Source organism: Salinactinospora qingdaonensis (genome assembly GCF_039539445.1).
Taxonomy (GTDB): domain Bacteria; phylum Actinomycetota; class Actinomycetes; order Streptosporangiales; family Streptosporangiaceae; genus Salinactinospora; species Salinactinospora qingdaonensis.
In genome coordinates, this window is sequence record NZ_BAABDD010000008.1 from 53,198 (window position 1) to 70,388 (window position 17,191).

14 protein-coding genes are annotated in these 17,191 nt (G+C 67.5%); 6 read left to right on the plus strand and 8 right to left on the minus strand.

The window, feature by feature from the left end:
- Positions 1-13 precede the first annotated feature (13 nt).
- Together ABD848_RS10615 and ABD848_RS10620 are read left to right on the plus strand one after the other, a co-directional pair.
- On the plus strand, positions 14-1,930 hold the full coding sequence (locus tag ABD848_RS10615; RefSeq protein ID WP_344970402.1) for a fumarate reductase/succinate dehydrogenase flavoprotein subunit: 1,917 nt from the start codon (positions 14-16) through the stop codon (positions 1,928-1,930).
- Positions 1,923-2,750: a succinate dehydrogenase/fumarate reductase iron-sulfur subunit gene (locus ABD848_RS10620; protein WP_344970405.1), complete on the plus strand. Its 828-nt coding sequence runs from the start codon at positions 1,923-1,925 to the stop codon at positions 2,748-2,750. The genes ABD848_RS10615 and ABD848_RS10620 overlap by 8 nt, the downstream gene beginning before the upstream one ends.
- A 95-nt stretch (positions 2,751-2,845) precedes the next feature.
- On the opposite strand, the gene ABD848_RS10625 is transcribed toward ABD848_RS10620, so the two are convergent.
- The 3 genes from ABD848_RS10625 to typA all read right to left on the minus strand — a co-directional run bounded on the left by ABD848_RS10625 (position 2,846) and on the right by typA (position 6,690).
- The gene (locus ABD848_RS10625) at positions 2,846-4,030 is read right to left on the minus strand and encodes an FAD-dependent monooxygenase (protein WP_344970407.1); all 1,185 of its coding nucleotides are present in this window, start codon (positions 4,028-4,030) and stop codon (positions 2,846-2,848) included.
- A 66-nt stretch (positions 4,031-4,096) separates the two neighbouring features.
- On the minus strand, positions 4,097-4,672 hold the full coding sequence (locus ABD848_RS10630) for a TIGR03086 family metal-binding protein (RefSeq protein WP_344970410.1): 576 nt from the start codon (positions 4,670-4,672) through the stop codon (positions 4,097-4,099).
- Between the two features lie 131 nt (positions 4,673-4,803).
- Entirely contained in the window at positions 4,804-6,690 is a 1,887-nt protein-coding gene (gene typA / locus ABD848_RS10635; protein ID WP_344970413.1) for a translational GTPase TypA, read from the minus strand.
- A 234-nt stretch (positions 6,691-6,924) separates the two neighbouring features.
- Between typA and ABD848_RS10640 the strand changes: the two genes are divergently transcribed.
- Positions 6,925-7,968: an iron-siderophore ABC transporter substrate-binding protein gene (locus ABD848_RS10640; RefSeq protein ID WP_344970415.1), complete on the plus strand. Its 1,044-nt coding sequence runs from the start codon at positions 6,925-6,927 to the stop codon at positions 7,966-7,968.
- Positions 7,969-8,047: 79 nt separating this feature from the next.
- On the opposite strand, the gene ABD848_RS10645 is transcribed toward ABD848_RS10640, so the two are convergent.
- A complete protein-coding gene (locus ABD848_RS10645) occupies positions 8,048-8,467 on the minus strand; it encodes a (deoxy)nucleoside triphosphate pyrophosphohydrolase (RefSeq protein WP_344970418.1) in 420 nt (139 codons plus the stop codon).
- Positions 8,468-8,574: 107 nt separating this feature from the next.
- On the minus strand, positions 8,575-8,862 hold the full coding sequence (locus ABD848_RS10650; protein ID WP_344970421.1) for a hypothetical protein: 288 nt from the start codon (positions 8,860-8,862) through the stop codon (positions 8,575-8,577).
- 365 nt (positions 8,863-9,227) lie between these two features.
- Between ABD848_RS10650 and ABD848_RS10655 the strand changes: the two genes are divergently transcribed.
- The gene (locus ABD848_RS10655) at positions 9,228-9,545 is read left to right on the plus strand and encodes a hypothetical protein (protein ID WP_344970424.1); all 318 of its coding nucleotides are present in this window, start codon (positions 9,228-9,230) and stop codon (positions 9,543-9,545) included.
- 105 nt (positions 9,546-9,650) lie between these two features.
- Here the strand turns inward: ABD848_RS10655 and ABD848_RS10660 are convergent, their stop codons facing one another.
- A complete protein-coding gene (locus ABD848_RS10660; protein ID WP_344970426.1) occupies positions 9,651-10,634 on the minus strand; it encodes an SEC-C metal-binding domain-containing protein in 984 nt (327 codons plus the stop codon).
- 130 nt (positions 10,635-10,764) lie between these two features.
- Complete coding sequence (gene recD2 / locus ABD848_RS10665; protein ID WP_344970428.1) at positions 10,765-12,996, minus strand: SF1B family DNA helicase RecD2; 2,232 nt, start codon at positions 12,994-12,996, stop codon at positions 10,765-10,767.
- A gap of 256 nt (positions 12,997-13,252) precedes the next feature.
- Here recD2 and ABD848_RS10670 point away from each other — a divergent pair, with 256 nt between their 5' ends.
- Positions 13,253-14,476 (plus strand): MCT family MFS transporter, encoded by a 1,224-nt coding sequence (locus ABD848_RS10670; protein ID WP_344970431.1) that lies wholly within the window; start codon positions 13,253-13,255, stop codon positions 14,474-14,476.
- 179 nt (positions 14,477-14,655) lie between these two features.
- Here the strand turns inward: ABD848_RS10670 and ABD848_RS10675 are convergent, their stop codons facing one another.
- Complete coding sequence (locus ABD848_RS10675; RefSeq protein ID WP_344970433.1) at positions 14,656-15,258, minus strand: TetR/AcrR family transcriptional regulator; 603 nt, start codon at positions 15,256-15,258, stop codon at positions 14,656-14,658.
- Positions 15,259-15,379: 121 nt separating this feature from the next.
- Here ABD848_RS10675 and ABD848_RS10680 point away from each other — a divergent pair, with 121 nt between their 5' ends.
- On the plus strand, positions 15,380-17,161 hold the full coding sequence (locus ABD848_RS10680; RefSeq protein WP_344970435.1) for a hypothetical protein: 1,782 nt from the start codon (positions 15,380-15,382) through the stop codon (positions 17,159-17,161).
- Positions 17,162-17,191: the final 30 nt, after the last annotated feature.

Below are 17,191 nucleotides of genomic sequence, written 5' to 3' on the forward strand. Positions count from 1 at the left end.
AAGAGACACGCAGATGTCTGAGACAACGCGCCACTCCCGCGAGTCCTACGACGTCGTGGTGATCGGGGCCGGCGGCGCCGGTCTGCGCGCCGCGATCGAGGCCCGCCAGCAGGGAAAACGAACCGCCGTCATTTCCAAGTCGCTGTTCGGCAAGGCGCACACCGTCATGGCAGAGGGCGGCGCCGCAGCCGCCTTGGGCAACGTCAACGCTCATGACACCTGGGAGGTGCATTTCCGCGACACCATCCGCGGTGGGAAATTCCTCAACAACCCCCGCATGGCCGAACTGCACGCCAAAGAGGCAGCCCAGCGCATCCTGGAACTGGAGTACTGGGGCGCCCTGTTCGACCGCACCCCCACCGGCACGATCAGCCAGCGCAACTTCGGCGGACACGAGTATCCGCGCCTGGCCCACGTCGGTGACCGCACGGGGCTGGAACTGATCCGCACCCTCCAACAGCGCGTCGTGCAACTCCAGCAAGCCGACGCCGCCGAACTGGGCGACCCCGAAGCCATGCTCAAGGTCTACGCCGAGACCACCATCACCGAACTGGTGAAAGACGGCGAGCGTATCGCGGGCGCCGTGGGCTATCTGCGCGACACCGGCGAGGTCGTGGTGTTCGAGGCCCCGGCGGTCGTCCTGGCCACCGGCGGCATCGGTAGGTCGTTCAAGGTGACGTCGAACTCCTGGGAGTACACCGGCGACGGCCACGCGCTGGCGATGCGTGCCGGGGCGACCCTGATCAACATGGAGTTCGTGCAGTTCCACCCCACCGGCATGGTGTGGCCTCCCTCCGTCAACGGCATCCTCGTCACCGAGTCGGTCCGCGGCGACGGCGGTGTGCTGCTCAACTCCGAGCGGCGCCGGTTCATGTTCGACTATGTGCCCGACGTCTTCCGCTCGCACTACGCCGAGACCGAAGCCGAGGCCGACGGCTGGTACAGCGACCCCGACAACAACCGCCGGCCACCCGAGCTGCTGCCCCGCGACGAGGTAGCCCGGGCCATCAACAACGAGGTCAAGGAGGGGCGCGGCTCCCCACACGGCGGGGTCTTCCTCGACGTCTCCAGCCGCATGCCGGCTGAGGAGATCATGCGGCGGCTGCCCTCGATGCACCACCAGTTCAAGGAGCTGGCCGACGTCGACATCACCGCCGAGCCCATGGAGGTCGGGCCGACGTGCCACTACGTCATGGGAGGTGTCGAGGTCGAGCCCGACACCGGCGCATCGCTGGTCCCCGGCCTGTTCGCCGCCGGTGAGGTCGCCGGCGGGATGCACGGCTCCAACCGGCTGGGAGGCAACTCCCTGTCGGACCTGCTGGTGTTTGGCCGCCGCAGCGGCATGGGCGCCGCGGCCTACCTCGACGAACTGGGCGAGGAGCGCCCGGCGCTGAGCGAGGAGGCGGTAGCCGCGGCCACGCAGTCCCTCCTCGAACCCCTGGAGCGCGACAGCGGGGAGAGCCCCTACCTGTTGCACCAGGAGATCCAGAACACCATGAACGAACTCGTCGGCATCATCCGCAACGGCCCGGAGATGGAGCAGGCGCTAGAAGCACTGGCCGAACTGGACAAACGAGTGGCCGAGGTGCGGGCGGAAGGCGGGCGCGCCTACAACCCCGGCTGGCATCTGGCGCTGGATCTACGCAACATGCTGCTGGTCTCCGAGGCCATCGCACGTTCGGCGCTGCGGCGCGAGGAGTCGCGCGGCGGGCACACCCGTGACGACTTCCCCCACATGTCCTCACAGTGGCGCCGCGTCACCCTGGTCTCCCACCTGACCGAGGACGGGGTGGGGCTACGCCAGCAGCCGCTGGACGAGCTGCGGCCGGACCTGCTCAACCTGTTCGAGCGGGACGAGCTGGCCAAATACCTGACCGAAGCAGAACTCGCCATGGCCGACGCACGCAAGGAGGGCGACACAGGTGAGTGAGACGACGGCACGCACGGCGAGGCTGCGCGTGTGGCGCGGAGACAGCGGCGCCGGTGAACTCGTCGACTACGAGGTCGAGGCCCACGAGGGCGAAGTGCTTCTCGATGTGCTGCACCGGCTTCAGGCCACCCAGTGCCCGGATCTGGCGGTGCGGTGGAACTGCAAGGCGGGCAAGTGCGGCTCGTGCTCGATGGAGATCAACGGGCGCCCCCGACTGTCGTGTATGACCCGGATGAGCACACTGCCGCTGGACGAGGCCATCACGGTGACGCCGATGCGCACCTTTCCCGTGGTCCGCGATCTGGTGTGCGACGTGTCCTACAACTACGAGAAGGCGCGCCAGATCCCGTCCTTCACCCCCGAGGCCGGCACCGAGCCGGGCGACTTCCGCATGATGCAGCAGGACGTGGCGCGCTCGCAGGAGTTCCGCAAGTGCATCGAGTGCTTCCTGTGCCAGGACGTCTGCCACGTCATCCGCGACCATGAGGAGAACAAGGAGGCGTTCGCCGGGCCACGGTTCCTGATGCGCGTCAGCGAACTTCAACTCCACCCTGAGGACACCGCCGACCGCCGCGCGATCTCCCAGGACGAGTTCGGGCTCGGCTACTGCAACATCACCAAGTGCTGCACCGAGGTGTGCCCCGAACACATCAAGATCACCGACAACGCTCTCATCCCCCTCAAAGAGCGCGTGGCCGACCGCCGTTACGACCCGCTGGTATGGCTGGGCAGCAAGATCGGACTGCGTCCCGGGCTGCGGGACACGCCGATCGTGCCCAACACCAAGCCGAACTCGCAGCCCCGCGGGGAGCAGAGCTGACACCGCTCGCCCCGCCGAGGCCCTAACACGCGAGACGAACGATGTCGCCCGGCCGTCGCGGTACCGGCGGCCGGGCAGCTAGCCGCCGCAGGACGTCACGCCCAGCGGCGCGCGGCCCCGCCGGGGGGCTGCCAATCCTGGGCGGGACGCACATACTGCGACAGCAACAGCGGCGCGAGCTTTCCCACGACGCTGGCTCCGGTATCCCGGAGGCGGATGAGCAACGGCGACTCGCTTTGCGCCATCTCGGCGAGCTGGGCGGAGCGCTGCACCATCCGAGTGGTACGGGGCAACCGCGCGTCGGTGTAGGAGCGCAACGCGTTGGGCACGTAGGCGACGGATTCGTCGACGTGGTGGGCGAGCACCACAGCGTCCTCGATCGCCTGACACGCGCCTTGGGCGAGGTTGGGAGTCATCGCGTGCGCCGCGTCTCCCAGGAGCGCGACGCGTCCCTTGCCGTAGGCGGGCAACGGAGTGTCGATGTGCCAGGCATCGGTGCGCAGCACCCCCTCCGGTTCGGCCGCCTCGATCAGGTCGGGGATGGGGGCGTGCCAATCCCCGAACCGGCGCAACAGCTCAGCCCGCTCGTCCACAGCCTTCTGCCCAGCCGGCACGTTCGCGGTGGCGTAGCAGTAGACACGATCGCCGGCCAGGGGCAGCATGCCCACCACACCGCCTTTGCCCCAGCTTTCGCCGTAGGCCATGTCCGGGCTGGGGCGGTCGACGACGAACCGCCACGAGGTGAAGCCGGCGTAGACGGGGCCAGGGTGTTCCAGGAACAGTTCGGGCCTAACCGAGGAGCGCAACCCATCAGCGGCCACGACAAGATCGGCGGTCAGCTCGCCGGAACCGGTGCCCACGCGGGCGGGGCGGCGGGTGTCGCCCGGGTCGACACTGGTGACGGTGGTCGCGGTGTGCAGCGCGCCCGCCGGCAAGCACGAGGCCAAGGCGGCGATGAGCTCGGAACGCAGCAGCACGACGAGTTCATCGCCCAGCCTGCGACGCATGTAGCCGACTGTGGTGCGCAGGAGCCAGCGGCCGTCTTGGCGGCGCAGCCCCGCCACTCCCTGAACGGCGGAGCGTTCCCGCACGGAGTCGCCCACCCCAAGGGCGTCGAGAGCCCGCAGCCCGTTGGGCGCCACCGCGAGGCCGGCCCCCACCGGATCGAGAGCGGGGGCGCGCTCACAGACCGTGACGGCCCAGCCTCGCTGGTAAAGGGCCGCGCCTGCTGCGAGTCCACCAACCCCGCCCCCGATCACGACAGCGTGCGGCTGCGCCATGGCGTCGCCCTCCGATTCACTCCAGCGGTCGTAACCCCCGGAAAATAACGGCTTTGGAAAACCAGGCTACGGCTGTCGACCGAGGAACGCGACGAAACGCTCCGTTTTCGTCGCCGCGGGGCCGACGTGGACCTGATGGCCGATCGTGGTGCCGCGCACCTCCGGACGCACGAAGTCCGTGGCGAAGGCCATCGCGGTGTCGACGAGCGGGGCGGGGAGGGTGTCGTCCTGTCCGGTGGCGCGGGCGATGTCCCAGCCGTGGGCGACGGCGTCGAGGGCGATGAGCTTGGCCAGCACAGCTCCGGGGAACTCGGCCCCGGTGGGCATCGCGACGGTGCGCTCCCAACCGCCAGGGTCGGCGAAGGTCTCCCGAGCCAAGGCGGCGGCCTTTGCAAACGCCTGCTCCGGCTCGCCGGTGAACGCGGTGGCGGCCGTGGCAGCGGGGGCGAGGTGCTCCGCCTCGACGGGGTGTCCGGCGGCGATGCGGGAAAGCAGCGTGGTCGTGGCGATCACGTGGTTGAGCAGCGCACCCAGCTCCCACTCCCGGCAGGGGGTGGGAGCGGTCAGCGGGATCGAACCGATACCGCCGACCTTGCCGGCCATGAAGTCAAGCCCGTCATGGAGGAAGCTCTGGTCAACCACAAACCCTCCAATTCGATCGTGTGTACGAATACAGTATTCGTACCATGTACGATCGCTGAAGAAAAGCCGGGACGCACGAGCCCGCTGTGGTGGGGTTTGTCCGCCCGAAAGCCCCACCGGTAGGGGAAAGCTCAGCCGCGCTTGCGGTTGGCCGCGATCCGGCCGCGTTCCTTCTGGTCGAGGATGACCTTGCGAATCCGCACCGCGTCCGGGGTGACCTCGACGCACTCGTCTTCGCGGCAAAACTCCAACGCCTGCTCCAGCGAGAGCTTGCGCGGGGGCACCAGCCGCTCCAACTCCTCAGAGGTGGACGAGCGCATGTTGGTGAGCTTCTTCTCCTTGCTGATGTTGACGTCCATATCGTCGGAGCGGGAGTTCTCGCCCACGATCATGCCTTCGTAGACCTCGGTGCCGGGTTCGACGAAGAGGACCCCCCGCTCTTGCAGATTGAACATGGCATAGGTCATGGCCTGGCCGGAGCGGTCGGCCACGAGTGATCCCGAGGGGCGGGTACGCAGCTCACCGAACCAGGGCTCGAAGCCTTCAAAGACGTGGTGGGCGATCCCGCTGCCACGAGTCTCGGTGAGGAACTCGGTGCGGAACCCGATAAGGCCGCGGGAGGGGACCAGCCAGTCCATGCGCACCCAGCCCATACCGTGGTTGGTCATGTGCTCCATACGCCCCTTGCGGACGCTGAGAAGCTGGGTGATGGCACCAAGGTAGTCCTCGGGGGCGTCGACGGTGAGCCGCTCGACCGGCTCGTGCACCTGGCCGTCGACCTGCTTGGTGACTACCCGCGGCTTGCCGACGGTCAACTCGTAGCCTTCGCGACGCATCGTCTCGATGAGGATCGCCAGCGCCAACTCACCGCGGCCGTGAACCTCCCAACTGTCGGGACGGTCGGTGGGCAGCACGCGCAGCGAGACGTTACCGATCAGCTCGCGGTCGAGGCGCTCCTTGACCAACCGGGCGGTGACTTTGGTGCCCTTGGTCCGGCCTACCAGCGGCGAGGTGTTGATGCCGATCGTCATCGAGATGGCGGGCTCGTCGACTGTGATCAGTGGGAGGGGGCGCGGGTCCTCCGGAGCGGCCAGGGTCTCGCCGATCATGATGTCGGGGATGCCGGCGATGGCGATGATGTCGCCGGGACCGGCCTGCTCGGCGGGCTGGCGCTCCAGCGCCTCGGTCATGAGCAACTCGGTGATCTTGACCTGCTGAGTCGTGCTATCGCCGCGAATCCAGGCGACCTGCTGCCCCTTTTTGATCTCGCCCTGGCGCACCCGGCACAGCGCGAGCCGACCCAGGAAGGGAGAGGCGTCGATGTTGGTGACGTGAGCCTGCAACGGCGCCCCGGGCACGTACTCCGGGGCGGGGATGGTGTCGAGGATCGTGCGAAACAACGGCTCCAGGTCGGGGTTCTCCGGAACGGAGCCGTCGGCGGGGCGCTCCAAGGAGGCCCGGCCGTCTCGGGCGCAGGCGTAGACGATGGGGAAATCGATCTGATCCTCATCGGCGTCGAGGTCGAGGAACAGTTCATAGGTGTCGTCAACGACCTGATCGACCCGACTGTCGGAACGGTCGACCTTGTTGATCACCAAGATCACGGGGAGTTTGGCGGCCAGCGCCTTCCGCAGGACGAACCGGGTTTGGGGGAGCGGGCCCTCACTGGCGTCGACCAACAGCACCACGCCGTCGACCATCGACAGGCCCCGCTCGACCTCGCCGCCGAAGTCGGCGTGGCCGGGGGTGTCGATGATATTGATGACGACGTCCTCGGCTCCCGGCCTGGTGTAGTGCACGGCCGTGTTCTTGGCGAGGATGGTGATGCCCTTCTCGCGCTCCAGGTCGTTGGAGTCCATGACGCGCTCATCGACGTCCTGGTTAGTTCGGAAGGCGCCCGACTGCCAGAGCATGGCGTCGACGAGGGTTGTCTTGCCGTGGTCGACATGGGCGACGATGGCAACGTTGCGGATATCGGTACGGCGCGCGGAGCCTACAGCGTGCGTGGCGCTGGACATGCGAAAGTCTCGATCTCATCCGGTGGGAACGACCGCGCTTCCCGCGGCCGTGTGTCAGTCTATGCGCAGCGGTCCGGTGTCCTGGGACGGGATGCGCCGACGACCCACCCCCGCCCATACGTCAAAAGTTAGGTCAGGCTACCCTGAATTACCTATGTCCATGTTGGGGCATATTTAGAGCGCTTTGCCGTATTTCCACGTAAAGCGTGCTTTTTTGACCTAATAGGGGGGTCTATGTTGGACGACGCACACCGCGCCCCGGCCTGGCGGCTGGCCGGCGCCGCGACGGCCATAGTGGCCGCTGCTGCCCTGACCGGCTGCGGCGGTTCCGGCGAGTCGGACGAGGGGGGCTCGACCGCCGCCGAATCCGCCGACACGGGCGCCTTCCCCGTCTCGATCGAGCACACCTACGGTTCCACCGAGATCACCGAACGCCCGGAGCGCATCGTTACCGTGGGCTGGTCAGACGAGGGGACCCTGCTGGAGTTGGGGATCGTGCCCGTGGGTATAGCGGAATCGACTTTCGCCAGCGAAGACGGCTACCTGCCCTGGGACGTCGCCAAGATCGAGGAGCTGGGCGGCGAGCTGCCCACCCTGATCAACACCGACAACGGCATCCCCACCGAGCAGGTCGCCACACTGGCCCCCGACCTGATCCTGGGCGTGCAGTCGGGGATGCAAGAGAGCGAGTACGAGGACCTCTCCCAGGTCGCGCCGACCATCCCCTACCTGGACCAGCCGTGGATGACCGGCTGGCAGGAACAGACCCAGGCGATCGGCACGGCGGTGGGCAAGCCCGACGAGGCCACAGCCCTCGTAGCGGAGACCGAGGACTACCTCGCCGAACTCGCCGCGGAGCACCCCGAGTTCGAGGGCACCTCCTTTGTCATCGGCACCATGTACGAAGGCGAGTTCGCCTTCTACGTCGAAGGCGAACCCCGCGCGGAGCTGATGAAGCAGCTCGGGTTCACTCCGGCGGAGGTGACCGATGAGCTGCACGTGGCCGACGGGCAGTTCTACGGGACGCTGAGCATGGAAAACGCCGACAAGATCGATGCGCAGACCATGGTGATGTGGTTCAACACCGCCGAGGACCAACAGCGCATCGAGGACAACGAGGTGTTCCAGCAGATCCCGGCCGTGCGCGATGGCGGCTACATCGCCTTCAACGACCCGGCACTGGCGATGGCCGTGTCGACCCCTAACCCGCTGAGCCTGCCATGGGCGATGGACGAGTTCGTGCCCGAGCTCGGCAAGGCGGCCCAGGGCCAGGCGTGAGCCAGGACGGTTGCGCCGCCGGCCGTGCGCGAGCGCACCCCGAGATCGGCCGGCGGCGCGGCCGGTGAGCCCGGAAAGCTCACTGCTCCTGCCCGCAATCGAGGTAAGGCCGGATATCAGCCAGAAACGGCACATCAGCGGGCAGCCAGTCGACGTCGGTGAGTGCGGTCGCGCACAGCCAGCGCAGGGAGAGGTGCTCTAGCGGCTGAGGGGTCCCGTCAACGAGATCGGCGATCCACACTCGCAGCAGCGCCGGCGATGCTTGCGGGCGCAGCGGGAGGGCGACCTCGCGGGCGAGGGACAGGCGCGGACGGATCTTGACCCCGAGCTCCTCCTGACACTCCCGGACGAGGGCGACCTCCTCGGTCTCACCCGGATCGACCTTGCCGCCGGGCAGCTCCCACCTGCCACGCAACTGCGGCGGGCTCGCGCGCTGGGCGGCGAGAAGTGCCCCTCCACAGACGATAGCGGCGCCGACGACGGTCAAGGAATCGCTCACGCCTCAAAACGCTACTGCCTCGCCGGAACCGCTACCTGCCGGTGGGGTGCCGGGGGCTCCCGAACACGCCAGCTGCCCGGCTCCTGCTGGGGAGCCGACGGAAACGCTCACGCGGCGGCGGGCATGGACGAGGACACCCCGCTGAGACGGCGCGCCGCTCCCTCGGGGTCGTCAGCGGGGTGGGTCGTCGTGTGCCCGTGCTCGTCGGACCAGCGAAAGGTTCCCCCCATGCACCACACGGTGAGTCCGGCGCGGATCGACAGCGAGGCCACCGTGGCATGCCCGGCGGCGTAGAGCCGCCGCATACCGGCCGCCGTGAGATAGCTGTGCAGCATGCTGACGGCCTGGACCGGTGTGAGCCGTAGGGAGGGATCGATCCAAGAGAGGGTGCCCACGGAACGTGTGCCTTTCCATGTCATTAGCCGGGACCATGCCGGGTCTCGAGATCCAGTACACCGGGAGATGGCCGGCGGACGTACCGCCGTAGTCTTTTCTTCCCGTACCCACCCCCAACCGCCCCGCAAACACAATGTTTGCGTTTCTATTAATTTTTGATTACGACGTCTCCCTCTACTCCACCCCCGCGCACTTCGCGTCTGACTCCCCTACTGCCCCACCCGCGCCCTCGCGCGACCAAGGACGTAGCACCTGACTGCCGACATCGGCCGCGACCGTGTGGCGAACAGATAATCCGGGCATATGTGGACAATGGGGCAGAACACTCGCCGGAGGGGACCGTCATGGGGGAGGTACGGGCGGGATGGCCACGCTCGACGCTGTTAACGGAGCAACACTCGAAGACGTCCACATCGACGAGCAGGGGCACCAGGTGAAGGTAACCCTGCGCACGCGCGAGGCACACAACGTCACCGATCACACTCTGGTCCTACAAGGCGTCACCGACTTCAGTTTCGCCGACCACCTGCCCGGCCTGAACTCCGGAACAACCGTGGCCAGCGTCGACACCGAACACGACACCGAGTCGATCCGGCTGACGTTCTCCTTCGGTTCCGAGGCCGCAGCGCTCACCCTGAGCTGCGCCAAGGTCGTACTGCGCCGAAACCGACAACCGGAGTGACCCTCGCCAGCCCCTGGGAGCGGCGCGGCCCCCACCGTGGGCGCCGGCCGAAGCAACACCCACGGGGCCGCCCCTCGTGCGGAGGGAAGGAAAGAGCGACAGCGTTCAGGCACGGTGTGGCGCACCGCAGCATTTCTTGTACTTGCGCTCGGCCCCGCACCAGCAGGCGGCGTTGCGGTGGGGCGGCCAGTGGACAACATCACCGCTGCGCAGCCGCTCACGCAGGAAGTCGTGACGGAGGCGCTGCGCCGATGGTGAAGGACCGACCTGCCGGGCGAAGGTCTGGTACTCCTCGACGCGCACGGGAACCAGCGTGAGCCCGCCCGGACGGCACTGGGTGAAAACGCGCCACTCCCCCTCTAACAGGAGGAGGTACTCCTGCGGCCCCAACGACCGGAACTCGGCGGGAACAAGCGGCTCCCACCCGTGCGACCTCCCCAGATCGGCGCGGGCGACGAATCCGGCAACCGGGGACTTCCCATCGCCGGGCTGCGGCGCCACACAGTCGACACCGTTGAGGGGAACCGTCTCCTCCTCGTAGGAACGACGAATGACAGCGTCGAGCTCGTCCTCAGGCATCCCTAGCGCGGCCCGAACCCGGGCACGCCCCTCCGCGGAGTCGAAGTAGACCAAATACTTCCCCGCTTCGGCGGGCTCGACGCGGTCGAGTTCGGTCAGCAGCGGGCCACAGGCGTAGCTGAAGAACTCCAGTGCCTCGCCGGGGCGGCCGAAACGCTCAAGTACCTCAGCGACCAAATGTGCCGGCCGCGGGCTGACCGGCTCAGCACGCAACGCGCGCAACTCGGCGGCAACGTGAGACCACTGGCCATGATGGGCATACACCTCCAACCGCCGCAGCCGCGCGAGCTGACTCCCCTCTCCCGCGCCGCCCGTGGCCAGCGCCTCGCCGCACAGACGCAGCGCACGCTCGTCGTCGCCCAGACAGTGCCACAGCGACGCCGCCTCAGCCAAGATCGCCGCCCGATCGTCGGGAAACGCCGGGGCATCGGCTTCGAGTTGGCGGGCCTCAACGCGCAACCGCTCCGCATCCGACACGATGTGCGCTTGGGACGCGGCTTTGATCTCCATATCTGGAGGCTAAATCGCTACCGCCTCCCACGTGGTGCGGTCACGGAAATCAACGGGGCAATGACGAGCTGTCATCGGGAGGTTCTTGCTCGGATACGAAAAATGCGGCCGACCGCGGCGCTGGGCCGATTCACACCGCCGTCGTGATCCGATTGTCCAGCGCTGTGTAACGACGCCCCGCCCCGGCGTTACGCACGGCCTGAGCAATGGCCCGGCGCGCCCCCACGAGGACGACGAGGCGCTTGGCCCGGGTGATCGCAGTGTAGAGCAGATTGCGCTGTAGCATCATCCACGCGCTCGTGGTCACCGGGATGACCACAGCGGGATACTCGCTGCCCTGGGAGCGGTGCACGGTGACAGCGTAGGCGTGGACGATCTCATCGAGCTCGGCGAAATCGTAGCTGACGTCCTCATCCTCATCGGTGCGGACAGTCACCTCCTGCTCCTCGACGTCCACCCCGCTGACCACCCCCATGGTGCCGTTGAAGACCCCGTTGGCGCCCTTCTCGTAGTTGTTGCGGATCTGGGTGACCTTGTCGCCGACGCGCAGGACCCGCCCGCCCAGCCGCCGTTCGGGCAGGCCCTCCCGGGGTGGTGTAAGCGCTGCCTGTAGCAGCGTATTGAGGTTGCCGGCACCGGCCGGCCCTCGGTGCATGGGGGTGAGTACCTGCACATCCCGCCGCGGGTCGAGCCCGAATTTGCGGGGGATGCGGCGGGCGACCACATCGACGGTGAGTTCGGCGGTGGCCTCGGTGTCGTCGGAGGAGAACAGGAAGAAGTCACTCATGTCCTGCACCAGCGGAGGCTTCCCGGAGTTGACGCGGTGCGCGTTGGTGACCACCCCCGACTGTTGGGCTTGGCGGAACACGTGCGTAAGCCGCACGTTGGGTACCGGCGAGCCAGGCACAAGCAGATCGCGCAACACCTGACCGGCGCCCACCGAGGGCAGTTGGTCCACATCGCCGACGAACAACAGGTGAGCCCCCGCAGGCACGGCCTTGACGAGCTTATTGGCCAACAGCAGATCGAGCATGGAGGCCTCATCGACGACGAGGAGGTCACAGTCGAGGGGGCGATCCTTGTCGTACGAGGCGTCCCCACCGGGCTTGAGTTCCAGCAGCCGGTGCACGGTCGAGGCGGGGTGACCGGTCAACTCGGTGAGCCGCTTGGCGGCCCGGCCCGTGGGCGCGGCCAAGACGATCTTGGCTCGCTTGGCAGCCGCGAGCGTGATCACCGAGGAGACCGTGAACGACTTACCGCAGCCGGGACCACCGGTGAGTACCGCGACCTTGCTGGTCAACGCAAGCTTGACCGCCTGTTCCTGCTCGGAGGCCAACTCGGCCCCCGTACGCTCGCGCAGCCACTCCAGCGCCACTGACCAGTCGACGTCGGCGAAGGCCGGCATGCGGTCCTCTGGACAGTTGAGCAGGGTGCGCACCTGGTTGGCCAGCGAGATCTCGGCCCGGTGGAACGGCACGAGGTACACACCGGTGACGGCGTGCTCGCCGTCGTCGTCGTGCTCGCTACCGGGAAGCTCCTCGGCGACCACCCCCTCCTCTGCGACCAATTCGGCCAGGCAGTCAATGACGAGCCCGGGGTCGACTTGAAGGATCTTGACCGCCGCGGAGATGAGTCGTTCGCGCGGGAGGTAGCAGTGGCCGTCACTGGTCGACTCCGACAGGGTGAACTGGATACCGGCTTTGACGCGCTCCGGACTGTCGGAGGGGATACCAACGGCGCGGGCGATGGTGTCGGCGGTTTTGAACCCGATGCCCCAGACATCGGTGGCCAACCGGTAGGGCTCGTTGCGCACGATCGAGATCGAGGCGTCGCCGTACTTTTTGTAGATGCGCACCGCCAGCGAGGTGGACACCCCGATGCCCTGTAGGAAGACCATAACCTCCTTGATGGCCTTCTGTTCCTCCCACGCGCGGGCGATGAGATCGCTGCGCTTGGGGCCGAGCTTGGGCACCTCGATGAGCCGCTGCGGCGTCTCTTCGATGACGTCGAGGGCCTCGACACCGAAGTAGTCGACGATACGCTCGGCCAGCCGCGGCCCGATCCCCTTGATCAGCCCCGAACCAAGGTAGCGGCGAATCCCCTGTACGGTGGCCGGCAGCATGGTCGTGTAGTTCTCCACCTGGAACTGCCGGCCGTACTGCGGATGGGACCCCCAACGCCCCTCCAGGCGCAACGATTCCCCCGGCTGCGCCCCAAGGAGCGAGCCCACCACCGTGACCAACTCACCACCGTGCCCGGGATCGATACGGGCGACCGTATAGCCGTTGTCCTCGTTGGCGTAGGTGACACGTTCGAGGACCCCCTCCAATACGGCGGGGCGAAACCCCCGATCGGTGGTCATGGCCACACCTCCTCGCAGCGACCGAATAATCGCACAGCGCGGGGACGTTCGGCTGCCCGTCACGTCAGGGGGCGAGAGAGACACGCGGCCCCGCAACCGCGATGATCGCACGCCCGGCCGACGCCGGACGCCTACCTCACTGGGCGCTTAACACAGCGCCTCGTTCGACGGCAAGCACGTGACCATCCGTGGCCACTTGTTCTCAGTGCGCCATCCTCTCTTAAAAAGAGAGAGGTAGGTCTGTATCTTTTTTGCTGTGACACCTCAGGAAACCGCGAATCGGACAGATCTTCGGCTGCCGTCGTCCCCCGCAGCGGCGCAACGCGACTCCACACGGGCGTGGCTGGCCGCGACGGGTGGGTTCATGGCCCTGTTCGTCGCCTTCGGCCTGGCCTACAGCTACGGGCAGTTCTTCGTGGCGATGGCCGCGGACTTCGGCGCTCCCAGCACCGCCGGCGGGACCGTGTTCTCGGTGACCTCCCTGGTGTTCTTCTGCCTGGGAGTCGGCAGCGGACCGCTGGCCGACCGGGTGGGGCCGCGCCTCCTGCTGGGGGCGGCGACCGTGCTGATCGCCAGCGGGCTGATCGCCACGTCCTACACCCAGGAACTGTGGCAGGCCTACCTGGCCTACGGGATCGGCATCGGTCTGGGCGTGGGCTGCGTCTACGTTCCGATCGTCACCGCCACAGGACGCTGGTTCGAGCGTAGGCGCTCGCTAGCCACCGGATTCGTGGTCTCCGGCATCGGCCTAGGCACGGTGATCGTGCCGCCGGTCTCGGCCTGGCTGGTGGAAAGCTACGGCTGGCCCACGGCCTACCGCTGCTATGCCGTCGCGATCTGCGCGGTGCTGCTCCTGGCGACCGCGCTGATGGCGAACCCTCCACCCTCGCGGGAACCGGGGAGTCGAAACGCCGCAGATCGCCGGCGACGCCGCCGACGGTTCCTCCTGTTCTACACCTCAGCCCTGTTGACCAACATCGGGCTGTACGTCCCCTTCGTCTACCTATCGCCGGCCGCCCGAGATCTGGGTGTGGAAGCGGTCACAGCGGCAGCGCTGGTCTCGACGATCGGACTGGCCAGCGTCTTCGGCAGAATCGCCCTGGGGGCGCTGGCCGACCGGGTCAGCACTTTGGTGCTCTACCGCGCCTGCTCCATCGTGATCGCACTCAGCTTCTGGATCTGGGGAGCGGCCTCGAACTACGCCGTCCTGCTCGTCTTCTCCATCGTGCTGGGCCTGGGCTACGGCGGATACATCGCGCTGACCAGCGTCGTGTTGAGCCAACAGTTCGGCTTGACCGATCTGGGCCGCCTCCTCGGCCTCACCTACACCGCCGTGGGGATCGGCTCGGCAGCGGGTCCCGCCCTCCTCGGAGCGTTACTGAGCACGACCGGCAGCTACACGCCTGGTCTCCTCCTGCTCGCACTCTTGGCCCTTGCCGGCGCCGTCGCTATCTCCCTCTTCCGCGACCGCGCTACCTAGCCCTTCCCACGCCTCCTCACGGGAAGCAGCTCCGGCGCCGACCTGTGGGGCGTGCGCAAGCTCGCCGAGGAAGTGCGGGTGCCGGCGACCATCGTCACGGTATTCCCCGACACCGGCCTGAAGTACCTGTCGAAGATCTACGCCACCACCTGACCGTACGAGAAACCTCTCCCGGGAGGTCACTCCTGGCTGAGCACGGTAACGCGGCTGGTGGCCACTCGCGCGTCGGCCACCAGCCGTTCGGCCGCCTGCCGCGCGTGGTCGGCTACCACAGAACGCCCCTCCATCGCCGCGATTACCATCGCCCCCTCCACGAGCACGAAGAGTTGCTCTGCCACGAGATCGGGCTCGGCCACGTCGGCGTCGAGAAGCAACCCTCGCAAGAACTCCCGAAACCACTGCTTGTGGCGCACGATGGCCGCCTGGACCACCTCGTCGGTGTTCTCCGCACTCGCCCGGATAAAGGCGCAGCCGTGGAAGTCGGGAGAATCGAACCACTCCCCCAGAACATCGAAAACCATCCCCACCCGCGCAACCGGCTCCACACCGGCCCCGGCCAGCCGAGCCTCGAACTCCGTCCGCCACCGCACGTCCCGCTCGGCCAGGTAGGCCGCCACCAGTTCGGCTTTTGACGCGAAGTTGCGGTAGAGAGTCATCTTCGCCACACCAGCGGCCTCGATCACGCTGTCGACGCCGACGCTGTGCACCCCCTGCTCGTAGAACAGCCGCCCGGCCGCATCCAAGATCCTGCGCCGCCCCGGCCGCTGTCTATCCCGCGCCATGCGTCAACGGTACCGTTCCGGCTCTGCACACGAGTCGGATGTTCGCCGCTCCCCGGCAGAGCCGGTCATCACGAGGGGTGGTTCCTCTAGGAGGGGGCGGGAAAGCTAAAGTTGCTCCGTTGTGGGCACAGGATGGGACACCGATGACACCGACACGGCCGCAACGGTCGACAGCACCCAGCGGTTGAGCGCGATCGACCCCCAATGGCAAACCCTGCGGCCCTCACTGCTGGTTTTGGCGATCGTCCACAACGTCACCTCGGCCACCCGCATGCTGGACGTGTTGCCCGCCCTGGCCGACGATCCACGGGTCCAGATATTCCTTACCTGGACCAGGTCGTCGGTGTTCACCGACGGCGTGCAACGCCTGCTAGCCGACACCGGTTACCCCGTCCTCACCTGGGACCAAGCCAGAGATATGGCGTTCGATCTGGCCCTCACCACCAGCCTGGGCGGAGAACTGCACGAGGTGAGCGCCCCCATCCTACGAATTCCACATGGAATGGGATATAATAAGTACTTAAATCAGAAATCAGAAATCAGAAATCAGAAATCGGGAAGCGCGGAAGAGCCGACAGTTTTCGGCCTCTCCGCCGAATGGCTGCTGCACGAGGGCCGACTGGTTCCTTCGGCGATCGTGCTCTCCCACCACGAGCAACGCGAGCGACTGGCGCGAGACTGTCCCGAAGCACTGCCGGCCACCGTGGTCGCCGGCGACCCCTGTTATGACCGCTTGATCGCGGGGCTACCGCGACGCCGGCACCATCGGAACGCTCTAGGGCTCCGCGAAGGGCAACGCCTGCTCGTCCTCACCTCCACATGGGGCCCGCACTCGCTGTTCGGCCGTCACCCCGGTCTCGCCCACCAACTGCTCACCGAACTGGCCTTCGACAGCTACCGCGTGGCTCTCATCCTGCACCCCAACATCTGGTACAGCCACGGCCCTGGACAAATCGACGCCTGGCTGGCCGCGGCCCAACGCTCCGGCCTCATCCTGGTACCCCCGCGCGAAGGGTGGCGCGCTGCCCTACTGGCAGCCGACGCCGTGATCGGAGACCACGGTTCCGTTCCCTACTACGCTGCGGCGTTGGGCCGCCCCGTTCTCCTCGACCGTGGCGGCGCCGACGACGTCGACCCCACCTCCCCCATCGCCCAACTGCTGCGGACCGCGCCGGCCCTGGAACTCGACCGTCCCCTCACCGACCAACTCGCCGAGGCCGAAAGGCGACGCCCCGCCACCGAGACCATCGCAGCCCGCTGGCTCTCCGCCGCGCCGGGCCGCTCACTGCACCTACTACGCCGCACCATGTACCGCCTCATGGCCGCCAAAGAACCAACGACCGCACCGCTGACCGCCACAGTCCCGCCCCCCGCCTTCCCGACCACTCCACCTACAGCGCTGTGGACCATCCTCACCTGGAGCCACGACGGACACCGCGTCGACGCCCGTCGCCTGCCCGCCGCCACCCTCGACCGCGCGCCCGACGCCGACGAAACCCCCGGACATCAGGCCAGCGAAGCCCTACTCGTGGTCTGGGACAGTGAACCCGACCGGCGGTTGACCGAACTCGCCGACGTCATCCTGTGCCCCACCCACGAGCTGCCGTACGATCCGGCAGACTGGCTGGCAGAAACGCTGCACCACCGCCCCGGCGCGCGGGCCGCAGCAGTCTACGGCCCCGACCACTGCCTGCTGCGCACCCGCGACGGCCGCCACGCCAGCCTCACCCTGGAATCAACCCCCCACGCCCCCAGGCCCTGCCTACTGGCCAGCGTGCTGTGCCAACGGGCAGCAACCGCACCACCGCAGGCCGCGCTGATCAAACCCGGCCAACTCACTGTCGCCACCGACACGACCACCACCACGGTGACCGTAGGGACCACGACGCTAGACGCCGTCTGAGGCCACCCCCGATACACCCCGGGCGCAGCA